The sequence below is a fragment of the Roseburia sp. AF12-17LB genome, assembly GCF_003479605.1.
GTDB classification, from domain to species: Bacteria; Bacillota; Clostridia; order Lachnospirales; family Lachnospiraceae; genus Roseburia_C; species Roseburia_C amylophila.
This window is the reverse complement of record NZ_QUHR01000003.1, coordinates 188,973-210,383: the sequence shown is the minus strand read 5'-3', so window position 1 is coordinate 210,383 and position 21,411 is coordinate 188,973. Positions and strand designations below refer to the sequence as shown.

The window sequence follows — 21,411 nt, the reverse complement described above, 5'->3', positions numbered from 1 at the left end:
CAGGTGTTGTTATGGCAAATGCAAAGGAAATTCAGGATCGGATGAAGAGTATCAATGATACATTGAAGATTACCAATGCAATGTATATGATTTCTTCTTCGAAGCTGAAGAAATCAAAGAAAATGCTTTCGGACACAGAACCTTATTTCTTTACCCTGCAGTCAGAAATGAGCAGAATCTTAAGACATCTTCCGGATATTGAAGATATTTATTTTAAGACAAATGAAGATAAGAAACCGGAAGAGCGCATGGTTGGTTATATTGTTATTACAGCAGATAAGGGACTGGCAGGTTCCTATAATCATAATGTATTAAAGCTTGCAGAGGAGCATTTGAAAGCACATAAAAATAACAAACTGTTTGTATTAGGTGAGTTAGGCCGTCACTATTTTGAACAGCGTGGAATTGAGATTGATAAGCAGTTCCACTATACCGTACAGAATCCGACACTGAACCGTGCAAGAAATATTGCAGAGGAACTTCTGGAGCTGTACCGGAAAGAAGAGTTAGATGAAGTCTATATCATCTATACCAGCATGGTCAATGCAATTCAGGAGGAGACACAGATCAGACAGCTGCTCCCACTGAAGAAAGCAAGTTTTAACGTGAAACTGCCTGCAGATATTCCGATGGAGGAACTGGCGTTGAAACCATCTCCGGAGGCAGTGATGGATCGAATTGTACCGGATTATGTAGTTGGTTTCATCTATGGAGCGTTAGTTGAGTCTTATTCCTGCGAGCAGAACGCAAGAATGATGGCAATGGAGGCAGCAACCAAAAGTGCCAAAGATATGCTCCATGAACTGGATATCTTATATAATCGTGCAAGACAGGCAGCAATTACCCAGGAAATAACCGAGGTCATTGCAGGAGCAAAAGCTCAGAAACGGAAAAAGAGGCAGTGATAAGGAGGCTTTTTCATGAAGACAGGAAAAATTATACAGGTGTTAGGTCCGGTAGTGGATGTCTCATTTGAAGACGAAGAATTGCCGGCAATCAAAGACGCCCTTGAAGTGAAAAACGGCGATAAGAAGTGTATCATGGAAGTGGCACAGCATATCGGAAATCATACGGTACGTTGTATTATGTTAGCTTCCAGCGAAGGACTTTGCCGTGATATGGAAGTAACCGCTACAGGAAGCGGAATTAAAACTCCTGTCGGAGAGCAGACATTGGGAAGACTGTTCAACGTATTAGGAGAAGCAATTGATGGTGGCGAACCATTGAAGGATGCACCGGAATGGGTCATCCATCGTGAACCGCCGGCATTTGAAGACCAGAACCCGGCAGAGGAAATCTTAGAGACCGGTATTAAAGTTATCGACCTTTTAGCACCATATGCAAAAGGTGGTAAGATTGGATTGTTCGGTGGAGCCGGAGTAGGTAAAACCGTATTGATTCAGGAGTTAATCAGTAACATCGCAACAGAGCATGGCGGATATTCCATTTTCACCGGTGTTGGAGAGCGTTCCCGTGAGGGTAATGACCTCTGGACAGAAATGAAAGAATCCGGTGTATTAGAGAAGACAGCCTTAGTGTTCGGTCAGATGAACGAGCCGCCTGGAGCACGTATGCGTGTGGCTGAGACCGGACTTACCATGGCAGAATATTTCCGTGATGAGAAACACCAGAATGTGCTTCTTTTCATTGACAATATTTTCCGTTTTACACAGGCAGGTTCTGAGGTATCTGCATTGTTAGGACGTATGCCTTCCGCAGTAGGATATCAGCCGACACTGGCAACTGAAATGGGTGAATTGCAGGAGCGTATTGCATCTACAAAGAATGGTTCGGTTACATCCGTTCAGGCAGTCTATGTACCGGCAGACGATTTAACTGACCCGGCACCGGCTACTACTTTCGCGCATCTGGATGCGACCACCGTACTTTCCAGAAAGATTGTAGAGCAGGGTATTTATCCGGCAGTAGACCCGCTGGAATCTACATCCCGTATCTTAGAGGCAGACATCGTTGGAGAAGAACATTATCAGGTAGCCCGGAAAGTACAGGAGATTCTGCAGAAATACAAAGAGTTACAGGATATCATCGCAATTCTTGGTATGGAAGAGCTGGCAGATGAGGACAAGTTACTGGTATATCGTGCAAGAAAGATTCAGAAGTTCTTATCACAGCCGTTCCATGTGGCAGAGAACTTTACCGGCGTAAAGGGCGTTTATGTTCCGTTATCTGAAACCATTCGAGGATTCAAGGCAATCATCGATGGTGATATGGATCAGTATCCGGAAAATGCATTCTTCAACGTAGGAACAGTAGAAGACGTTATCCGTAAAGCAGAAGAGATGGAACACCAGAATGCATAGCATATGTTGTGCAGGAATACGCCTGGTGACATCTTTCGAATAAAGAGGTGCAAATATGGCAGGAAATACATTTTATTTAAAAATAATTGCAGCGAACCGGGTATTCTATGCCGGCAGATGCCGTTCACTGATTGTTCCGGAATATGATGGACAGAAAGAGATTCTGGCACATCATGAGGATATGGTTATTGCCATAGATGAAGGTGAAATGCGTTTTCAGCCGGAAGGAACTGCAAATTGGGAATATGCAGTAGTTGGTATGGGCTTTGTGGAAATCGTCAACAACCGTGTGACGCTTCTGGTAGAAACGGCAGAGCGTCCGGAAGAAATTGATGTTGCCAGAGCCAGGGAAGCAAAAGAACGTGCCGAGGAGCAGATGCGGCAGAAGCAGAGCATCCAGGAATACTATCATTCCAGAGCATCCTTATCCCGTGCCCTGACCCGGCTGAAGGCAACCAGCAAGTACCAGTAAGCAATAGGAAACCCGCAGATTATCTGTTTGAAAACAGGTGGTCTGCGGGTTTCTTGAGCTGCCGGTGGCAGGTTCTATGGGTATCAAATATTTATGTAATATAAAAGTTATTTCATGAGTGCAGTAACGTCCTCTAAAGGAAGATTACAAAGTTCTGCTATTTCCTTCGCATCAAACTTTCCTGTTTTTAATAGACGAAGGGCGGTATCGGTAGAAGCCTGCTTTAATCCTTGCTCAATTCCCTGGGCAACACCCTGCTTTAATCCCTGTTCAACACCGGCGTCAAATTCGGCTTTTCTCAGTTTTTTCTCTTCTTCAACTTTATCATATTCAAAAATACTCATAGCAATTACCTCCGCCTGATTCTTCCTAAGAAAATCTGCCAGAATATTTTCCTGAATGCATTCGGTGACAGCCTTTTGTACGGCATCATCCAAAGGCATCTGTTCTGCAAAGGAACGAACCTTTGCAACATAAATGGAATATTCCTTTAATATCTGGCAATGGGACATTAACTCGTTGTTGTGTCCTGCGTTTACATTGAATGTAGTAACAATAAGTTCTAACGATGGATTGTCAGTTACATGATAAAAAGCATCTGACAAACGGCTGGTATAGCAATCATCTATCGGTGTGCTTCCATTATAAAATACAATAAAATGGGGATTTGGAATTTTTTGTAGTGCAGAAGAATACAGGGATTTCTTATCCACAAGCTTCTGGTATTCCGCTGCGATGTAGAATAAATCCCGAAGCGGAATATTTGGATTCATTGTGGACTGATGCTCGTATAGATAGAGATTCATGTCCAGAATAAAAGCCAGATCGTTCTTCATTCCCATGTAAATGGCATTTTCCAGGGTTACAATTTCGAGGGCACCGGAATCCGTGTAATGACTGTTATTAATTGCATTGTAAAGGGATAATAGTGCTTCCTTATCCGAAAACAGCATCCGGAAAACAGTGTCCTTAAATTTGCGGTTCGCCACCGGTGTGCGTTTCGTTGTTTCATTTGCTTCATGTGCTTTTCCTGTCATAGGCAAGTCCTCCTTGTGTGTGGCAGGAGGATAAGCAGCAATAGAAAATAAATATCATATCCAGTGGCAAAAGATTATCTGCTATCGAATAATGGCAGTTATTTCCATACTGTATCGCTCCTGCTTTTTAGTTAAATAGTGAATCAAAAGCATAGATAGATACAGAAATGCGGGGTTCTATGCAGAACCGGATTTGAACTATAGAAAGTGCCATATAGATTGTATAATATATGCTTTTTCACATTTTAACATAGGAAGAGGGCAGGAGCAAGACAGAAAAATTATTCCGCTTCTATTTCCGCCTTGATTTCATCTTCGGTTGCCGCCATTGCCTGCAGTGTCATGGTAAGAAGTTTTTCTAAGTCCCAGCCAAGCTGTGCGGCACCACGTTCAATTACTTCACGGGAGCATCCGGCAGCAAAGCCTTTGCTCTTATATTTCTTCTTTAAGGATTTTAATTCCATATCTTTCGTGCTCTTGGATGGACGCATCAGTGCGGCGGCCCAGATAAGACCGGTTAATTCGTCTGCGGCAAATAAAACCTTTTCCATTTCGTGAAGCGGTTCCACATCAATGGTTGTGCCACATTCTACGGTAATGCCGTAGCCGTGGGAGCAGACCGCATGAATAATGTCATCCGAAACGCCGCCATCCTTTAACAATTCCGGAGCCTTAAGACAATGCTCGGCAGGATATAATTCGAAGTCGATATCGTGAAGCAGTCCCACGATACCCCAGTATTCAGCATCCTCGCCATAGCCTAATTCATTGGCATACCATTTCATAACAGCTTCAACCGTAAGCGCATGCTGAATATGAAAAGGGTCTTTGTTATATTTTTTCAGTAATGCAAAAGCATCATTTCTTGCAATGTGTTCCATTTTTTCGACCTTCTTTCTTTTGTCAGTTCAGTAAAAATATACACCGGATAAAATAAATGTGCAAATCAAATTTGTGTGGAAAGAGGGCATTTTTTTGCATATAGCATCATTATCGAAAGAACTGCTACAGGGATTGTTAAGAGGAAAGCTTGGTTTCAACGGAATGATTACTACAGATGCCACCAATATGGTAGGCTTTGGCTGTGCCGGAAGACGTAAAGAGCTGCTTCCGAAATCCATCAATGCAGGCTGTGACATGCTTTTATTTACGAAGAATCTGAAAGAGGATTACGAGACTGTTTTAGAGGCAGTTAAGAGTGGCATAATTTCAGAAGAACGTCTGAATGAGGCGGTTACTTATATTTTGGCAACAAAAGCATCTTTGAAGCTGCATGAGAAACAGAAATCGCATACTCTGATTCCGGATGAGTCTGCCCTTGATATTTTGCGTTGTAAGAAGCATATTGACATGGCATATCAGGTATCCGATAAAGCAATTACACTGGTAAAGGATGAGCAGAATCTTCTGCCACTTTCTAAGGATAAATATAAGAAGGTACTGACCATCGTATTAGGAGATGCCATCAGTGCCAGCGGAAAACCGGCAGTGGGAGACCACCAATCGGATATGATGCACCATGGTTTGCCCATGAGATTCCGACCATGTTTATCTCCATTGCAAATCCGTATCATATGCAGGATGTGCCGATGATAGAGACCTTTATCAATGCATATACAGCCAATGAATTTAACGTTGAAATGCTGGTAAAGAAATTAAATGGCGAGTCATCCTTTAAGGGAAAGAGTCCGGTAGACCCGTTCTGCTATCAGCGACAGACAAGAACCATATAAAAGTACAGGGATAAGAGGAAAAAGATGAAAGCCTTGAAATTATACTGGATCGATATGAAGGAAAGGCACCTTGAAGAGAACGAAAAAGAAATCCTTCTACTGGTACAAGAAAGTAATCGAAAGCAACGGAGAAATTCTAAGATAAACGGCTGTTATTATCTTAAAAAATATTGCATATTTACGAAAAAATAGGAAAAAAAGTAAAAAAAACCCCTTGTTCTATCGGAAAACCTGTTTTATAATAGTGGGAAAAATGAACAGGAAATACGGAGGAAGAAGTAGAAATGAGCAAGAAACTGATTATCGTAACATCACCGCCAGCTTGCGGGAAAACATATATTTCAAAAGAACTGGCAAAGAGATTAAACCATATTGTATATCTGGATAAGGATACTTTAATTACATTATCCAAACAGATTTTTGTAGTGGCTGGACAGCCATATAATAGAAGCAGTGATTTCTTTGAGAAGAACATTCGTGATTATGAATATGAATGTGTCGTAAATCTGGCACTGGAGGCATTGGAGTATGAAGATCTGGTTCTTATCAATGCACCATTTACAAGAGAAATCCGTGATATGGAATATATCAAAGGCCTGAAAGCCCAGCTGGCAAAGAAAGATGCTACATTAGTAACAATCTGGGTACAGACAGATCCGGAAATCGTTCATGAGAGAATGATTACCAGAGCATCTGACCGTGATGATTGGAAGTTAGAGCACTGGGATGAATATATTGCATCCTGTAACTTTGAGATTCCGGAAGACCTGCATGATCCGAATGTAAAAGATGATTTACTGATTTTCAATAACAACAATGATGAAGAGTTTGAAAAGTCCATGAAAGAGATTACTGGAATCTTAAATGAGACTATCAATCAGGACTAATTACATAGTTTAAAAGTGGAATCCCGGGCAAAATGCTTCTTATGGGAAGAGAAGTATTTTGCCCGGGGATTTTTTACTTTACAGGAAATTGTTTTCCTGTAAAGTAAAAAATGCTCCGCGAGGATGTGCACTGCGGCGTATAAGGTAGATGTCGCAAGCGACCGCCGCAGGCGCGATAATGTGCCAAGGCACATTCTTTTTTTATAACAGAATGTGGAGAACTTTTTGTATTTGTGCTATGATGTGGATATGTGGAGCATATATGGAATGGATATCCGGCTGTTAAAAGAGCATCCGGAATATAAAGAACAAATAAAATTGCTTCCCACACGTTGGGAGAAGGTAAATAAAATAAAAAAAGAAGACGACAGACTGCGGAGTCTTGCTGCAGGCATCCTGCTTTCCTATGGGTTACGGGAAAATGGCATAGATTTAGATGCCTGTCAGCTTATAATGGGAACCCATGGCAAGCCGCAGGTGGCAGGCTGTGAGGGACTGCATTTTAATCTGTCTCACACAGGAAACTATGCAGTGGCGGTATTTTCTGATGCACCGGTTGGAATTGACATCGAACACCGGAGAGCATTAAAGCAGACGCTTTTGGACAAGTGCTGCACAAAGGACGAGCAGGCATGGATACAGAGCCAGCCGGATAAAGAAATGGCATTTGTACGTCTCTGGACAGCCAAGGAAAGCTATGTAAAATGGAGTGGCGAAGGAATTACCTTTCCATTAAAGAACATTGCAGTTCACCGGAGGGAGAATGGCATCGCATCTTATCCGAAGAAAGATGGCATAGCACTTTACCGGGAAGGCATCCTGCAGCCGGTAAACTTCGCAGAGCATGATGAGATACCGGATTACCACATCTGCGTGTGCACGGAGTCTGAGAAAGAAAATGCGGCAGAAATTATATGGCTACAAGAGGACAGCTTCTCATGAGCAATGTCAGCGCATGATTCACATTTGCTGTCTGCTAATTATGGGGCGGGGGAAGTGACAGAAAGGCAGAAGAAGGATGAAAAAATATAACACTGTTATCTTTGACTTGGATGGAACCTTATTAAACACATTAAAGGATTTGACTGATGCAACCAATTATGCATTGGAAAAATATGGACAGCCACAGCACAGTATAGAGGATGTCCGGAAATTTGTCGGAAATGGCATCCGCAAGCTGATTGAGCGTGCGTTAGAGGGCGGAGAGGAAAATCCGGAATTTGAGCATGTATTTGCAGCTTTTAAAGAATATTATGGTGAGCATTGTAATGACACCACCTGTCTTTATCCGGGCGTGGAAGAAATAATTACTTCCTTAAAGGGACAGGGCTATCGCCTTGCAATTGTTTCAAATAAAGCAGATTTTGCAGTAAAGGAATTACAGCAGATTTATTTTAAAGGAAAGATTGAAGTTGCCATTGGAGAAAAAGATGGCATTCGTAAGAAACCCGCACCTGACACTGTTATGCAGGCGTTAAAGGAGCTTGGAAGCAGCAGGGAAGAAGCGGTCTATGTAGGCGATTCTGATGTGGACATTGCAACAGCAGCAAATTCCGGTATGCCATGTATCAGTGTGACCTGGGGATTCCGGAATGTTCCATTTTTAAAGGAGCATGGAGCAACACATCTGGCAGCTAGTGCTGAAGAATTGTATGCAATTTTAGATGAATTCAATGCGTAAAAAGGAGAATGGCAAATGGAAATTATCCGACAGATGCAGGAGCGGAAGGACTTGACGGAACGGGAAAGAAATATTCGTGATTATCTGATGGAACATCCGGAGGCTGTCATTTCCATGACAGCAAAGCAGTTAGGGGAAGTTTCTTATAGCAGTACTGCAGCTGTAAGCCGCTTTTGCCGGAAAATCGGCTGTCAGGATTATGGAGAATTCCGGCTGCGTTTCCTAAGTGAATTGCAGAGTACGGAGGGTGGACAGGAGACGACCACAGAGCATTTTGTAATACAGCAGCAGGAAAATGCCATGACCATTATGAATAAGATTGCGGACATTGACACCCTTGCCGTTGAAAAGACAAAGCGTCTTCTTACGATTGATCAGCTGGCGCGGGTGGGAAAAATGGTGCATGAGGCCAAGTACATTGATTTCTATGCCTTTGATATGAATATACATCTGGCACGCTACGGCTGCAGTCAGTTCTTCCATTGCGATAAGGTGGCAAATACTTATGCGGAAGATAATATACAAAGGATGATGGCATTGCAGAATAATGAAAATCATCTGTCCATCATGATTAGTCATACCGGAAATAATAAGAAGCTGGTGGAACTGGTAAGGGATTTACATCGGGCAAAAGCAAAAACCATTCTGATTACATCCCAGGGCAAAAGCAGGATGAAAGCATATGTTGATGAGGTTCTGCTGACACCAAGAACACTGACAGAGTGTGGAAGTATCCGGATGGAAGGACTGTGGACAGTGGCATTTTCCGCAGCAACAAAATACCTTCTGGATGTTATGTTTGCAATGGAATTTTCTGCCGGTTATGATGAAAATATAAAACTGAGCAAGCAATATTATGAGATTGGTGCAAAGAACCTGTGTGATACAGAAAAATCATAGCAATAAAATGAAACAAAATTTCAAGATTTCATTCATAAGAGCCGATTCTTTTGAAACGATCATTCAAAATCCGTCACACTTGTTGCAGAGAACAGAAAACATGTTATCCTTGGGCTGTAAGGAAGACATCGCCATATGTCCCTTGCATTTATAGCATGTTGGAGTCCGGAAAATAAATTTCGGGCTCCGTTAAAAAAGGAGTGACGCATATGAAATTAAAGAAGAAAATGAAACGAATGTTAGAAGCAAATCTGATGAATGTAATACTTGCAACAGAGCAGCAGGGATTAAAGAAGCTGATGATTCATTTCTTAGAGACTTTGTAACTGCAATTTTATGACTGGAAATAATGTAACTGTAATATTACATTTATAAAATGGGGATATTATCAGGAGGGAGACGCATATGAGCATAACAGTAAATCTTTATTATACTGGTGAAAATGGAAATGCATTAAAATTTGCTCAGGAGATGGAAAACAGCGGAACAGCAGATGCAATCCGCCGGGAAGAGGGCAATTTAAGATATGAATATTTTCAGCCGCTGCAGGATAAGGAAACAGTACTTCTGATAGACAGCTGGGAGAGCCAGCAGGCACTGGATGTGCACCATGCTTCTCCGATGATGCAGACCATTGCGGCATTGAGGGATAAATACGACCTTCACATGAGAGTAGAACGTTACGTATCGGACGATGAAACCACGCAGGATGATAAATTCATTCGAAAATAAGCAGCGGATATAGAAGACACGAGGTATGTTCAGACAAACAACAGTTGGTTGAAACATACTTCGTGTCTTTTACGTTACTAAGAAGCTATAAAGCACTGTCTATGACAGAACCTGCATGTAGAAAGTTTATCCGTGCAGTCCGGTATACAACTGATAATATTTACCCTTCTGGGAAATCAGTTCGTCATGGCTGCCCCGTTCAATAATGCGGCCCTGCTCTAATACCATGATGCAGTCACTGTTCTTAACAGTGGAGAGTCGGTGGGCAATTACAAAGGTAGTTCTGCCTGCCATCAGTTTATCCATGCCATCCTGAACGATACGCTCGGTTCTGGTATCAATGGAGCTGGTTGCTTCGTCAAGAATCAGTACCGGAGGATTGGCAACAGCTGCACGGGCGATGGCAAGTAACTGCCGCTGTCCCTGGCTTAAGTTGGCACCATCACCGGTCAGCATGGTATTGTAACCATCCGGAAGATGACGGATAAAGGAATCTGCATTGGCAAGCTTTGCAGCAGCGATAACTTCTTCATCGGTAGCATCCAGTTTACCGTAGCGGATATTTTCCATTACGCTGGCGGTAAAGAGGTGGGTATCCTGCAATACGATACCAAGGGAATGTCTTAAGTCAGCTTTCTTAATCTTGTTGACATTGATACCGTCGTAACGGATTTTACCATCCTGAATATCATAGAAACGGTTAATCAGGTTCGTAATGGTGGTCTTACCGGCACCGGTAGAGCCGACAAAAGCAATTTTCTGACCAGGAGTAGCAAATAATTTCACATTGTGTAAAACAATCTTATCATCATTATATCCAAAGTCTACATCATCAAAGACCACATCACCCTTTAACTCGACATAGTCAATGGAGCCGTCTGCCTGATGCTGGTGTTTCCAGGCCCAGCGTCCGCTTCGGGTATCGGAAGTCTCTACAAGTTTTTCACCGTCTTTTTCTACATTGACAAGAGTAACATAACCTTCATCGGTTTCTGGTGTCTCATCCAAAAGAGTGAAGATTCGCTCGGAACCTGCCATAGCCATAACAATACTGTTTAACTGCTGGCTGACCTGGTTGATTGGCATATTAAAACTCTTGTTAAAGGTTAAGAAACTTGCCAGTCCGCCCAGTGTAAATCCACCGATGCCATTTAAGGCGAGGACACCACCAACCATGGCACAGAGTACATAACTGATGTTACCAATCTGGGCATTTGCCGGCATTAGGATATTGGCAAATTTGTTGGCATTGTCAGCACTGCGGAAAAGCTGGTCATTTAATTTGTTAAAAGCTTCGATACTTTCTTCTTCGTGGCAGAAGACTTTAATTACCTTCTGACCATCCATCATTTCTTCGATAAAACCATTGGTTGCACCAAGGTCACGCTGCTGAGCGATAAAGTATTTACCACTTTTCCCGGCAAGATTTTTCGTGACAAGGAGCATGACACCAACCATTACAAGAGTAAGAACAGTCAGTGGGATATTCAGGATAATCATGTAAATCAGTACACTGACAATGGTAATGACACTGTTGATTAACTGCGGAATACTCTGGCTGATCATCTGACGAAGGGTATCAATGTCATTGGTGTATACAGACATGATATCGCCGTGGGCATGCGTGTCAAAGTATTTAATTGGCAGTGTTTCCATATGGGTAAACAAATCGATTCGCAAATCATTTAAAGTACCCTGCGTAACATAAATCATAATCTTGGAATAAGCAAAGGTACTTAAAACTCCCACACCGTAAAAGCATGCAACACGAAGGATGGCAGCAGCCAGCGGTGCAAAGTCCTTATCCGGTGAATTCAGAATCGGGATAATATAGCTGTCAATCAGGGTTTTCATAAACATGGTTCCCTGGGTGTTGGCAAGAACACTTAGTACAATAAAGACAAGTACCAGGAAGCAGGCAATTCCGTATTTCCGGAAAATGTAAGCCATCAGACGGCAGAATAATTTGCCCGGATTCTTTACTTTCCTTTTTTCAGCCATTACTGAGCACCTCCATTCTCATCAAAGTCACCACCGCCGCCGGTCTGGGATTCATAGACATCACGGTAGATGGCATTATTTGCTAATAATTCTTCGTGGGTTCCAAAGCCGTTAATCTTACCTTCATCTAAGACAATAATGCGGTCAGCACTCTGGACACTGGAGATTCGCTGGGCAATAATCAGCTTGGTTGTACCCGGAATCTCTTCGGCAAAGGCTTTGCGGATTTTTGCATCGGTTGCGGTATCTACGGCACTGGTGCTGTCATCCAGAATCAGAATTTTCGGTTTCTTTAAGAGGGCACGGGCAATACAAAGACGCTGCTTCTGACCACCGGATACGTTGGTTCCCCCCTGTTCGATGTATGTATTGTATTTATCCGGAAAAGTGTTGATAAAATCATCGGCACATGCTAATTTGCAGGCACGGATACATTCTTCTTCCGTAGCATTTTTATCGCCCCAGCGCAGGTTATCAAGAATTGTACCGGAGAAAAGCACGTTTTTCTGCAGTACAACGGCAACCTGGTTACGCAGGGTATCAAGGTCATACTTTCTTACATCAATGCCGCCAACGGAGACAGAGCCTTCATTTACATCATACAGACGACTGATTAAGTTCACCAGACTGGACTTGGAACTTCCGGTTCCGCCTAAGATACCGATGGTTTCACCGGAATGAATAGACAGATTGATATCGGAAAGAACCGGCTCAGCCGCATCTTCTTTGTAGCTGAAGGTAACATGGTCGAAGGTAATGCTTCCGTCTTTTACTTCCATAACCGGATGCTTTGGGTTATTTAAGTTACTCTTTTCGTTTAATACTTCAGAAACACGACGGGCGCTGGCAACACTCATGGTAATCATGACAAATACCATGGAGAGCATCATCAGGCTCATCAGAATATTCATACAGTAGGTTAAGAGACTCATCAGCTCACCGGTAGTGAGGCTGCTGTTTACAATCATCTTTGCACCAAGCCAGCTGATTAAAAGGATACAGGTATATACCGTAAACTGCATGGCAGGAGCGTTGAAAACAACAACATTTTCAGCCTTTACCAGGAGCTTGTAAATATTTCCGCTGGCTTTCTTAAAAGTAGAAGCTTCATGGTCTTCACGGACATAAGCTTTTACGACACGGATAGCGGAAACATTTTCCTGGACTCTTGCGTTTAAGTCATCATATTTTGGAAAAGCTTCATTAAAATATCTGGTAGCAAACCGGATGATGATAGCAAGCACACCACCTAAGAGGATAACGGCAATCAGATAAACGCTGGCAAGCTTCGGACTGATAAAGAAGGACATTGCCATGGCACAAATCAGACTGGCCGGTGCTCTCGTACACATGCGGAGGATCATCTGGTAAGCATTCTGCAGGTTGGTGACGTCAGTAGTCATACGGGTAACAAGACCTGCAGTGCTGTATTTATCAATGTTAGCAAAGGAAAAGGTCTGAATATTTTCAAACATGGATTTCCTTAAGTTACGGGCAAATCCGGTGGATGCCCGGGCACCATATTTTCCACCCATAATTCCGGCAAACAGGGAGAAGCATGCAGCAACGACCATCCAGGCACCGACTACATAGATGTGATGGATGTCACCCTTGTTGACACCATTATCAATGATGGAAGCCATCAGAAAAGGAATTAAAGTTTCCATCAGAACCTCAAGAATCATAAAGACAGGAGTTAAGATGGAATCACGTTTAAATTCTTTAATCTGGGCAGCTAAAGTCTTTAACATAAATTTCACTTCCTTTTTTCTAAATTGTATGCTATAACATAAATGTTAGCATACTAACAGATATTGTTATATAACAATATTTTTTATATGTCAATGAATTTTTTGGGAAAGAAAAGAAGGATTATGAAATGTGCAAAGAGAGAAAACTTGGAAACGATATCCGGGTCATACACAATATGATAGGGATGTACTGTGACCGGTATGGTGCGGATCAGAGAGATGGTGTGGCACCGATGCAGGGGCGGACACTGGGCTTTTTATATTGTAATAAAGATAAGGTCATCTGCCAGAAGGACATTGAGCAGGAATTCTTAATTTCCAGGGCAACGGCAAGCAAAATGCTGCAGTCCATGGAGAAAAAGGAACTGATTACCAGAAAAGAACTAAAAGAAGATGCACGATTAAAGCAGATTCTTCTGACGAAAAAGGGGGAACAGCAGCATTTGAAAATGATGAACTTCTTTTCTGAAATGGAGAAGCTCCTGGTGGATGGAATGACAAAAGAAGAAGCAGATGAACTATATTCTCTTTTGAAACGTGTACGCTATAATCTTGAGAAGAATCTGTAAAGATTAGGAAAAGACATAAGGAAAAGAGAAGGTTCTACTTCCTATATATATGACTTTTTGCTATAATAGATGCAAACGAAGAAAAGGGAGGAACAGGAGATGATTATTTTCTGGTTAGCACTTTTTGTAATATTACTGATTATAGAGATTATTACGGTAGGACTGGCAACCATCTGGTTTGCAGGCGGAAGTATGGCAGCCCTGATTGTGGCAGCAGTAGGAGGCCCGGTCTGGCTGCAGGTAATTTTATTCTTTGTGGTATCTTTTGTATTGTTATTCTTTACAAGACCATGGGCAGTAAAATATTTAAACCCGCATAAGACCCGGACGAATTACGAGGATGCCATCGGAAAGACCGTACGTGTAACCATGAAGATTGACAATATCGAGGAGACAGGAACAGCTGTATTAAACGGACAGGAATGGACGGCAAGAAGCAGTGACGATGCAGTTACCATAGAAGCAGATACTACTGCAGAAGTTGTGGCAATAAGTGGTGTCAAACTGATTGTAAAACCACAGTAGAGTAAGAAAAGATAAGGCAGGCGGTTGCATATGAAACTTGGAATGGTATTTGAAGGCGGAGCCAGCAGGACAATTTTTTCCTGTGGAGTGGCAGACGCATTTCTTGAAGAAAATATAATGCCTGATTATTTTATCGGCGTATCGGCAGGAATAGCCTTTGGCTTATCCTATTTGTCAAAGCAGCACGGCAGAAACTTAGAGCTTGCAAGAAAATATATGTCAGATGGCAATTATCAGGGATTTAAGTTCTTATTTGATAAGAACCGCAAGACCTTTTATAATCTGGATTACGTCTTTGATGAAGTGCCAAATAAATTACTGCCCTTTGATTATGATGCATTTGCAGCATTTCCGGGACAGGTGGAAGCAGCAGTGACCAACATTCATTCCGGTAAAGCAGAGTATCTTGAAGTGCCAAGAGACAGCTCCAGCATGTCAGTTATCGAAGCAAGCTGTGCACTTCCGGTATTTTTCAAGCCGGTGCAGGTAGGCAGACGCTATTATCTGGATGGCGGCGTGGCAGATTCCGTTCCATTTGAGAGGGCATTAGAGCAGGGCTGCGATAAGGTAATTGTCGTACTGACAAGAGAGCGTGGCTATGAGAAGCATACGGATGGAGGAACGAAGATTTCTTCTGCATTATATCGGCGTTATCCAAATATCGTAAAGGATTTGAAGGAGCGTCCGGCAAAATATAATGAGTCCATGCAAAAATTATTCCGGTTGGAAAAAGAAGGACGCGTTTTTGTAATTGCACCGGATACGACCCATGGGGTAGGCAGAACCGAAAGTGACCCGAAGCGGTTAGAAGAATTATACGAAGAAGGTTATCTTGAGGGAAAAGAACAGATGGTAGCATTAAAGAATTATTTGAAGAAGTAAGAAGCAGGAATGATGAGTGAACAGATAGAGCAGGAAAAGACAATTCATTATAATGATGCAAAAATCTGGCAGATTGCATTTTTTTCCATGAATAATACAGCAGCAAATCTGTATCTGGCTTTGATGGGCTATATCTCATACTATGCCAATTCCATGGCTGGCTTTTCTGTTGTGTTGATTTCTTCACTGGTAACAGCAATGAATATTTTTGATGGTGTAACTGACCCTGTGGTTGGTTTTCTGTTGGATAAGAGTAAAGGACGGTTTGGAAAATTCCGTCCTTTTATGGTGGCTGGAAATATACTGATGGCAGTCAGTGCTGTTCTCCTGTTTGCGACAACACATCTGATTTCAAAGTGGGTACGGATTCCGTATTTTATTATTATCTATGCAATTTTTATTATCGGATATACCTTTCAGACTGTGGTTGCCAAATCGGGGCAGACGATTATTACCAATAATCCGAAGAAACGCCCGCTGTCCACTTATTTCGATTCCATTTTCATCATGGCGGCATACGGCGGCAGTGCCTTGTTTGTAGCCAATTATCTGGTGCCGAAATACGGTGGATTTACCAACGAAGAGCTGTATGTGGAGTATGTATTCTGGGTTGTGGTATTGTCGGCACTGGCAACACTTTTGGCGGTAATCGGAATCTGGAAGAAAGACCAGCCGGGACGCTATGAACATCAGCAGACACAGAAGATTAAGGTGTGGGATTTTTTCTTGATTTTAAAACAGAACAAGCCAATCCGTATGCTGATTATGGCAGCCTGCACCAACCGGTTTGCGGCAACGGTATACAGCCATACAACAGTAGGCGTTATGCTTTATGGCATCATGATGGAAAATTATGGAATCGCCGGATGGATTGGTGTGGTGGCAGCATTGCCAACGCTTTTGGTAGTGACCGTTGGCATCCGGGCAGCACAACGGATGGGACAGAAGAAGGCACTGGTATTATTTACGGGACTTGGCATTTTCTTCCAGTTACTATTGATTGTGGTGTTGATGCAGGATAATATCAATACGGTTACTTTTAATCTCAAACATTTTAATGCCATTTCCTTCTGGTTTATGTTATTCTTTGTATTATTAAATGGCTGTAAGTCCATTACAAATAATATGGTGGTGCCGATGATTGCAGACTGCTCCGATTATGAGCAGTACCGCAGCGGTAAATTTGTACCGGGACTGATGGGAGCACTGTTTTCCTTTGTAGATAAAATTTTTGCGGCACTGGGAACGGCATTTGTAGGACTGGTAATGTTACTGATTGGATATAATAAAACATTTCCGCAGATTGGTGATGCCTTGACACCGGTATTGCGTTATACAACCATATTCCTATTTTGCGGAACACCGATTATCGGCTGGGTAAGTTCTTTGATTGCGTTGAAATTTTACCGGCTGGACAAGAAGAAAATGAATGAAATTGCGGCAGCATTGCAGGAGGAAGAGATAGAATGAAAATCGTTTTTTTAGATGCAAAATCAATTGGAGAGGATATTGATTTATCCGCATATGATGCATTGGGAGAAGTTATAAAATATGATTTCTCGACAGCAGAGGAAGCGGCAGTACGAAGCGTGGATGCAGATGTACTGGTACTAAATAAAGTAGAAGTTAACGAAAAGACCATTGGAAATGCAAGCCACTTAAAGCTTGTGTGTGTGACGGCAACCGGAACCAATAATCTCGATAAGGCATACCTTGAAAAACGTGGTATTGCATGGCGCAACGTAGCGGGATATTCCACAGAATCGGTGGCACAGCATACCTTTGCCATGCTGTTTTATTTACTGGAAAAACTGCCTTATTATGACCGTTATGTAAAAGATGAAAAATATATCGGAGATAAAATGTTTACCCACTTTGATAAATATTTCGGAGAGCTGGCAAAAATGACCTGGGGCATTATCGGACTTGGAAATATCGGAAGAAGAGTTGCAGATATTGCAAAAGTCTTTGGCTGTCGTGTCATTTACTATTCCACTTCCGGACGGAACAGCCAGCCGGGCTATGAGCGTGTCAGCTTCGAAGAACTGTTAAAGGAATCGGATATTGTATCCGTTCATGCACCGTTGGATGAAAACACGTTGGATTTGATGAATAAAGAAGCTTTTCATCAGATGAAGAAAACGGCTATTTTCTTAAACCTTGGAAGAGGACCGATTGTGGTAGAAGAGGATTTGGCAGAAGCCTTGGAACAGGGTGAGATTGCGGCAGCAGGACTGGATGTCCTCCGGGTAGAACCGATGAGTCCGGAAAATCCGCTGCGCAGAATCAAAGACAGTGAGAAATTACTGATTACGCCGCATATTGCATGGGCGAGTGTGGAAGCCCGCACCCGCCTCATGGAGATTATCTGTGGTCAGATTCAGGAATTTTTCTCTAATGGAAGTCCGGAATCATAAGAGTTGTTTCCTAGCTCTAAGGAAAGTGCATCTAACTGTTCCCGGTAAACCGGCGTTCCAATTGGAAGCGTAAACAGTCTTGCAGTTTTATTTAAGATGGACTGATACCGGGTTCCCGCAGTATCCAGAAGGTCAAAGAAGGACTCATGGGAGACATCTTCTTTGTTCCATGGATTTCGCCAACGGAAATGACGAAGATTCAGCGGGTCTACCGTAAAAGTAAAGTAGTCACTTGGAATCAACGGAGAAATACATGCATAACCTAAAGTCTTTGCCTCGATTTTACGGGCAAGGACTTTTTTCTTGCCCTGCGGGTCACGAATCCATGCGGTATTAAGCTGCACAGCTTCTAAGGCAGCCTGCATGGAGCGGTAAGTAAAGCGGTACTCTTTATATGTGGAGCTGTAAGCCTTTAATAATAAAGAAGCAATGATGTGCCGTTCCTTCCGGCTGATGTGCAGGGTGGCACTCTGGTTGAATTCAGATGGCGCACAGTTTTTATAATAAGTAAGAAGCTCTGCATCAATATCTGTTTCCAGATATACATGATGACCAAAATAACCCTTATCATAAGTGCCATAGTGTGACTTGGCAAAGATATATGGATGACAGGTAGTATCTAAGACATAATGTCCAAGAAAGCCGCAGATATAGGAAATGGCAATCTGCTGTTCCGTCTCTTCCAAGAACATGTCCTTACTTTTTAAAAGCTGGGTAAGAAAAATACCGGTATTTTTGTGGTGTGCCAACTGCCCGATATTTCCGGAAGAGCGAAGGTAGGACGGCAGGTAATAAAAGAAAATATCCGGTCCCTGTAAGCCCATACAGAATGCATGCGGAAATTTACGGATGCAGGAAACAAGATCCGGTTCCTCTAATTCACGAAAAGAATTCAGTCCAAATAAATAGTGGGTGGTAAATCCTGGCATAACAACAATCCTTTCAACTAATTATATTTTAAGTGATTGCAAAAAGGAGACATAAGTCTGCAGGTGAATTTTGATTATCCGAAGGGAATTCTTTTTCTTTGATATGAAATGCCAGCAGTTCTTAGTGCATGTTTTTCTTGATTGTAAACTGTCTTTCCGCCTGCTTTGACGGAAGTACTGCACTGTCCGCCGGATGCGGATGCAACATAAAGCCTGCAAGGGGCACTGGGAATTTCGATTTACATTTCGTTCGTTCTGGCAACCGGCGCAAATTCACATCTATGTTCAGATGCGCCTCGCTGGCACGTCCTGTGCCAGCGTTGCCGGATGCCAGACGAAATTCCAAGTGCCCCTAACAGCCCTTATCATGCATCCGCATTTCGGCGAACCGTTCAGTACTTTTGTCAAACATTGGAAAGACGGTTTTCATCACAGAAAGAAAAACATGCACTTTAGAACTGCGGTATTTTATAGCGAAAAAAGAGGCCCTTTGGATAATCAAAATTCAATCTGTTAGAAATTATTCTTTTTGCAATCGCTTATATATAGATAATTAAAGTATAGCACTTTTTGCCAGGAAATATAATACAGAAGTTTGACAAAAAATGGATATTTGATATAATCCTGTGTGTGACGAATAATCCATGGAGATACGTGGTAAAATAGACAGGCAGCAGAGGAAAAAGAGAACTGGGAGTGAGGTTTTATTAATAAGCGGACAAAGCAAATACTGAAACTGGTTTTTGTAATTGCCATCGTAGCAATTATCATTTATACGTTCCGGGATTCAGCCGGACCAATTTTAAAGGAGCTTTCTACAACTGCACCTTGGGTGGTCATTACCATCTGCGGTGCCGGTGTTATGTATAATGTGGTAGAAGGATGGATTAATTATTCCTTCGCAAAGCAGTATAATCCACAGTTTACATACCGGATGGGTGTAGAGAGCGCCTTTTATTGCTCATTTTACCGTGTGGCAACCTTAGGCAGTGGTGCCGGTGTGGCAGCGGTATATTATTTCAATGAAAAAGGAATTCCGGTTTTTCAGGGAACCGGAATGTATATGGTAGAGTATGCGATTCATAAAGTAACGATTGCAATCTTTTCCATTATTTTCTTCCTGTTAAATTTCGGATTTATGAAGGAACATTATTCCGAATATTTTAATCTTCTGATTGCAGGATATGTGTTGACGGCAGTGATAGCAACTGCATTACTTTTATTCTGCTGTTCAAAGAAGTTCCATGGAATTTTACTTTTCCTGGTGGACAAGTTGAACCGCAAAGGAAAATTCGATGCGCAGGCAGCCATGTTACGGGAACAGTGTGGCATCTTAGAGGATGCAGCAGGCATGCTTCTGACCAAGGGAAAACTAATCGCATCCATTGTAGCTAAGAATCTGTTGAAATTTGCATTCTGCTATGGCATACCATTCGTGATTTTATATCGGGAATATGGATTGACACTGTTACAGTCCTGGGCAGTTACTTCCCTTGCTTTTATGCTGGCAGCAGTCATTCCGTCTCCGGCAGGAATCGGTTCCTCAGAGTTTGTATTTACCGCATTGTTTACAGTATTGGTAGGAACCGGAGAAGCCGGTTCTGCGGCACTGTTATACCGTTTTGCAACATTCGTACTTCCATTTGTTATCGGTGGTGTGGTGGTATTACTGCATAAGCGTATTGACCGACGGATTGCAAAACGCAAGGCAGATAAGGCACAGCAGTAAGGGAAAGAGAAGGAATTAAGATGAAAGAAAGAAAAGGAATCAGTGGCAGCACACTGAAAATCATTGCGATTATAACGATGTTAATTGACCATATCGGAGCCGGAGTTCTTGGCAGATTGCTGGTAGTCCGTGGTATGAATGAGGCGGCAGATCTGAATGCATGGATTGATGCCAACAGTACCCTGGTGATTACATATCAGATGATGCGTTTTGTCGGAAGACTGGCATTTCCGATTTTCTGTTTTCTTTTAATCGAAGGTTTTGAACATACACATGATGTGAAGAAATATGCACTTCGTCTGCTTTCCTTCTGCCTGGTATCTGAAATTCCATTTGACTTATTATTCAATGGAAAAATATTGGAATCCGGTTATCAGAATGTATTTTTTACACTGTTTATCGGACTGATGGTTATGTGGGGATTTCAGGCAGTGGAGAATCAGGAACGGTTTGCGAAGTTTAAGAAAGTTATTTTTGATGCGGGAATTCTTGCAGCAGGAATCCTTGCGGCAGAATTTTTAAATACCGACTATGCCGGAATTGGCGTTGCCTGCATCGTATTACTCTATGTATTCCGTAAGAAAAAATCCTACCAGCTGCTTGCAGGATGTATCGGATTTTCCTGGGAGCTTACTGCACCGCTGGCATTCATTCCGATTGCGTTTTATAATGGAAAACGTGGACTTTCTTTGAAATACTTTTTCTACATTTTCTATCCGGCGCACCTTCTGATTTTGTATATCATCTGCTGGGCAATGGGAATGGGACCGATTGCAGTCGCATAGATTTCTTTAAGATTTTGTGAAGAGGCTTGCAAACAAAAAAGACCTGCGTTATAGTAGCGG

At 42.3% G+C, this 21,411-nt stretch carries 22 protein-coding genes and 1 pseudogene; 18 read left to right on the top strand and 5 right to left on the bottom strand.

What is annotated here, in order from left to right; genetic code table 11:
- Window positions 1–11: 11 nt before the first annotated feature.
- From atpG to atpC, 3 genes are read left to right on the top strand one after another with little or no spacing between them, the layout of a single operon-like run.
- Entirely contained in the window at window positions 12–905 is an 894-nt protein-coding gene (gene atpG, locus DWV68_RS05515; RefSeq protein ID WP_118665208.1) for an ATP synthase F1 subunit gamma, read from the top strand.
- A gap of 15 nt (window positions 906–920) precedes the next feature.
- Entirely contained in the window at window positions 921–2,321 is a 1,401-nt protein-coding gene (gene atpD, locus DWV68_RS05510; RefSeq protein ID WP_022243511.1) for a F0F1 ATP synthase subunit beta, read from the top strand.
- Between the two features lie 55 nt (window positions 2,322–2,376).
- The gene (gene atpC / locus DWV68_RS05505; RefSeq protein WP_117699298.1) at window positions 2,377–2,793 is read left to right on the top strand and encodes an ATP synthase F1 subunit epsilon; all 417 of its coding nucleotides are present in this window, start codon (window positions 2,377–2,379) and stop codon (window positions 2,791–2,793) included.
- A 107-nt stretch (window positions 2,794–2,900) separates the two neighbouring features.
- On the opposite strand, the gene DWV68_RS05500 is transcribed toward atpC, so the two are convergent.
- Window positions 2,901–3,830: a hypothetical protein gene (locus DWV68_RS05500; protein WP_118665206.1), complete on the bottom strand. Its 930-nt coding sequence runs from the start codon at window positions 3,828–3,830 to the stop codon at window positions 2,901–2,903.
- Window positions 3,831–4,111: 281 nt separating this feature from the next.
- Window positions 4,112–4,711 carry an HD domain-containing protein gene (locus tag DWV68_RS05495; protein WP_118173394.1) on the bottom strand — a complete coding sequence of 200 codons (600 nt, stop codon included), beginning with the start codon at window positions 4,709–4,711 and terminating at the stop codon, window positions 4,112–4,114.
- Window positions 4,712–4,805: 94 nt separating this feature from the next.
- On the opposite strand from DWV68_RS05495, the gene DWV68_RS05490 reads away from it, so the two are divergent.
- The 8 genes and pseudogenes from DWV68_RS05490 (at window position 4,806) to DWV68_RS05465 (ending at window position 9,763) form a co-directional block, all read left to right on the top strand.
- Window positions 4,806–5,423 (top strand): glycoside hydrolase family 3 protein, encoded by a 618-nt coding sequence (locus DWV68_RS05490; RefSeq protein ID WP_197420818.1) that lies wholly within the window; start codon window positions 4,806–4,808, stop codon window positions 5,421–5,423.
- The gene (locus DWV68_RS14305; RefSeq protein WP_197420817.1) at window positions 5,420–5,563 is read left to right on the top strand and encodes a hypothetical protein; all 144 of its coding nucleotides are present in this window, start codon (window positions 5,420–5,422) and stop codon (window positions 5,561–5,563) included. Before DWV68_RS05490 ends, DWV68_RS14305 begins: the two co-directional genes overlap by 4 nt.
- A 61-nt stretch (window positions 5,564–5,624) precedes the next feature.
- A pseudogene (locus DWV68_RS14540) lies at window positions 5,625–5,708 on the top strand (beta-glucosidase); the annotation flags it as partial.
- Between the two features lie 139 nt (window positions 5,709–5,847).
- Window positions 5,848–6,450, top strand: a complete 603-nt coding sequence (locus DWV68_RS05485) for an AAA family ATPase (RefSeq protein ID WP_117697827.1) — start codon at window positions 5,848–5,850, stop codon at window positions 6,448–6,450.
- Window positions 6,451–6,675: 225 nt separating this feature from the next.
- Window positions 6,676–7,392 carry a 4'-phosphopantetheinyl transferase family protein gene (locus DWV68_RS05480; RefSeq protein ID WP_118665202.1) on the top strand — a complete coding sequence of 239 codons (717 nt, stop codon included), beginning with the start codon at window positions 6,676–6,678 and terminating at the stop codon, window positions 7,390–7,392.
- A 76-nt stretch (window positions 7,393–7,468) separates the two neighbouring features.
- Window positions 7,469–8,131: an HAD family hydrolase gene (locus DWV68_RS05475; protein ID WP_118665200.1), complete on the top strand. Its 663-nt coding sequence runs from the start codon at window positions 7,469–7,471 to the stop codon at window positions 8,129–8,131.
- A 15-nt stretch (window positions 8,132–8,146) separates the two neighbouring features.
- Window positions 8,147–9,031, top strand: a complete 885-nt coding sequence (locus DWV68_RS05470; protein ID WP_022243503.1) for a MurR/RpiR family transcriptional regulator — start codon at window positions 8,147–8,149, stop codon at window positions 9,029–9,031.
- 405 nt (window positions 9,032–9,436) lie between these two features.
- Window positions 9,437–9,763, top strand: coding sequence for a putative quinol monooxygenase (locus tag DWV68_RS05465; RefSeq protein WP_117697819.1), 327 nt, complete (start codon window positions 9,437–9,439; stop codon window positions 9,761–9,763).
- Between the two features lie 126 nt (window positions 9,764–9,889).
- Here the strand turns inward: DWV68_RS05465 and DWV68_RS05460 are convergent, their stop codons facing one another.
- Together DWV68_RS05460 and DWV68_RS05455 are read right to left on the bottom strand one after the other, a co-directional pair.
- Window positions 9,890–11,764, bottom strand: a complete 1,875-nt coding sequence (locus tag DWV68_RS05460; RefSeq protein WP_117841562.1) for an ABC transporter ATP-binding protein — start codon at window positions 11,762–11,764, stop codon at window positions 9,890–9,892.
- Window positions 11,764–13,515 carry an ABC transporter ATP-binding protein gene (locus DWV68_RS05455; protein ID WP_118665198.1) on the bottom strand — a complete coding sequence of 584 codons (1,752 nt, stop codon included), beginning with the start codon at window positions 13,513–13,515 and terminating at the stop codon, window positions 11,764–11,766. Before DWV68_RS05455 ends, DWV68_RS05460 begins: the two co-directional genes overlap by 1 nt.
- 128 nt (window positions 13,516–13,643) lie before the next feature.
- On the opposite strand from DWV68_RS05455, the gene DWV68_RS05450 reads away from it, so the two are divergent.
- The 5 genes from DWV68_RS05450 (at window position 13,644) to DWV68_RS05430 (ending at window position 17,908) form a co-directional block, all read left to right on the top strand.
- Window positions 13,644–14,084, top strand: coding sequence for a MarR family winged helix-turn-helix transcriptional regulator (locus DWV68_RS05450; RefSeq protein WP_118665196.1), 441 nt, complete (start codon window positions 13,644–13,646; stop codon window positions 14,082–14,084).
- A 99-nt stretch (window positions 14,085–14,183) separates the two neighbouring features.
- The gene (locus tag DWV68_RS05445) at window positions 14,184–14,609 is read left to right on the top strand and encodes an NfeD family protein (protein ID WP_118665194.1); all 426 of its coding nucleotides are present in this window, start codon (window positions 14,184–14,186) and stop codon (window positions 14,607–14,609) included.
- Between the two features lie 30 nt (window positions 14,610–14,639).
- Window positions 14,640–15,491 (top strand): patatin-like phospholipase family protein, encoded by an 852-nt coding sequence (locus tag DWV68_RS05440; protein ID WP_117947180.1) that lies wholly within the window; start codon window positions 14,640–14,642, stop codon window positions 15,489–15,491.
- Window positions 15,492–15,503: 12 nt separating this feature from the next.
- Complete coding sequence (locus DWV68_RS05435) at window positions 15,504–16,961, top strand: MFS transporter (protein WP_117697808.1); 1,458 nt, start codon at window positions 15,504–15,506, stop codon at window positions 16,959–16,961.
- Window positions 16,958–17,908, top strand: a complete 951-nt coding sequence (locus DWV68_RS05430; RefSeq protein WP_118665192.1) for a D-2-hydroxyacid dehydrogenase — start codon at window positions 16,958–16,960, stop codon at window positions 17,906–17,908. The genes DWV68_RS05435 and DWV68_RS05430 overlap by 4 nt, the downstream gene beginning before the upstream one ends.
- Here the strand turns inward: DWV68_RS05430 and DWV68_RS05425 are convergent.
- Window positions 17,872–18,837, bottom strand: a complete 966-nt coding sequence (locus DWV68_RS05425) for a zinc dependent phospholipase C family protein (protein WP_117841568.1) — start codon at window positions 18,835–18,837, stop codon at window positions 17,872–17,874. The two genes, DWV68_RS05430 and DWV68_RS05425, sit on opposite strands and share 37 nt — an antisense overlap.
- A gap of 706 nt (window positions 18,838–19,543) precedes the next feature.
- Here DWV68_RS05425 and DWV68_RS05415 point away from each other — a divergent pair.
- A complete protein-coding gene (locus tag DWV68_RS05415; protein WP_330408254.1) occupies window positions 19,544–20,566 on the top strand; it encodes a lysylphosphatidylglycerol synthase transmembrane domain-containing protein in 1,023 nt (340 codons plus the stop codon).
- Between the two features lie 20 nt (window positions 20,567–20,586).
- Window positions 20,587–21,351 (top strand): TraX family protein, encoded by a 765-nt coding sequence (locus tag DWV68_RS05410; RefSeq protein WP_117841569.1) that lies wholly within the window; start codon window positions 20,587–20,589, stop codon window positions 21,349–21,351.
- Window positions 21,352–21,411: the final 60 nt, after the last annotated feature.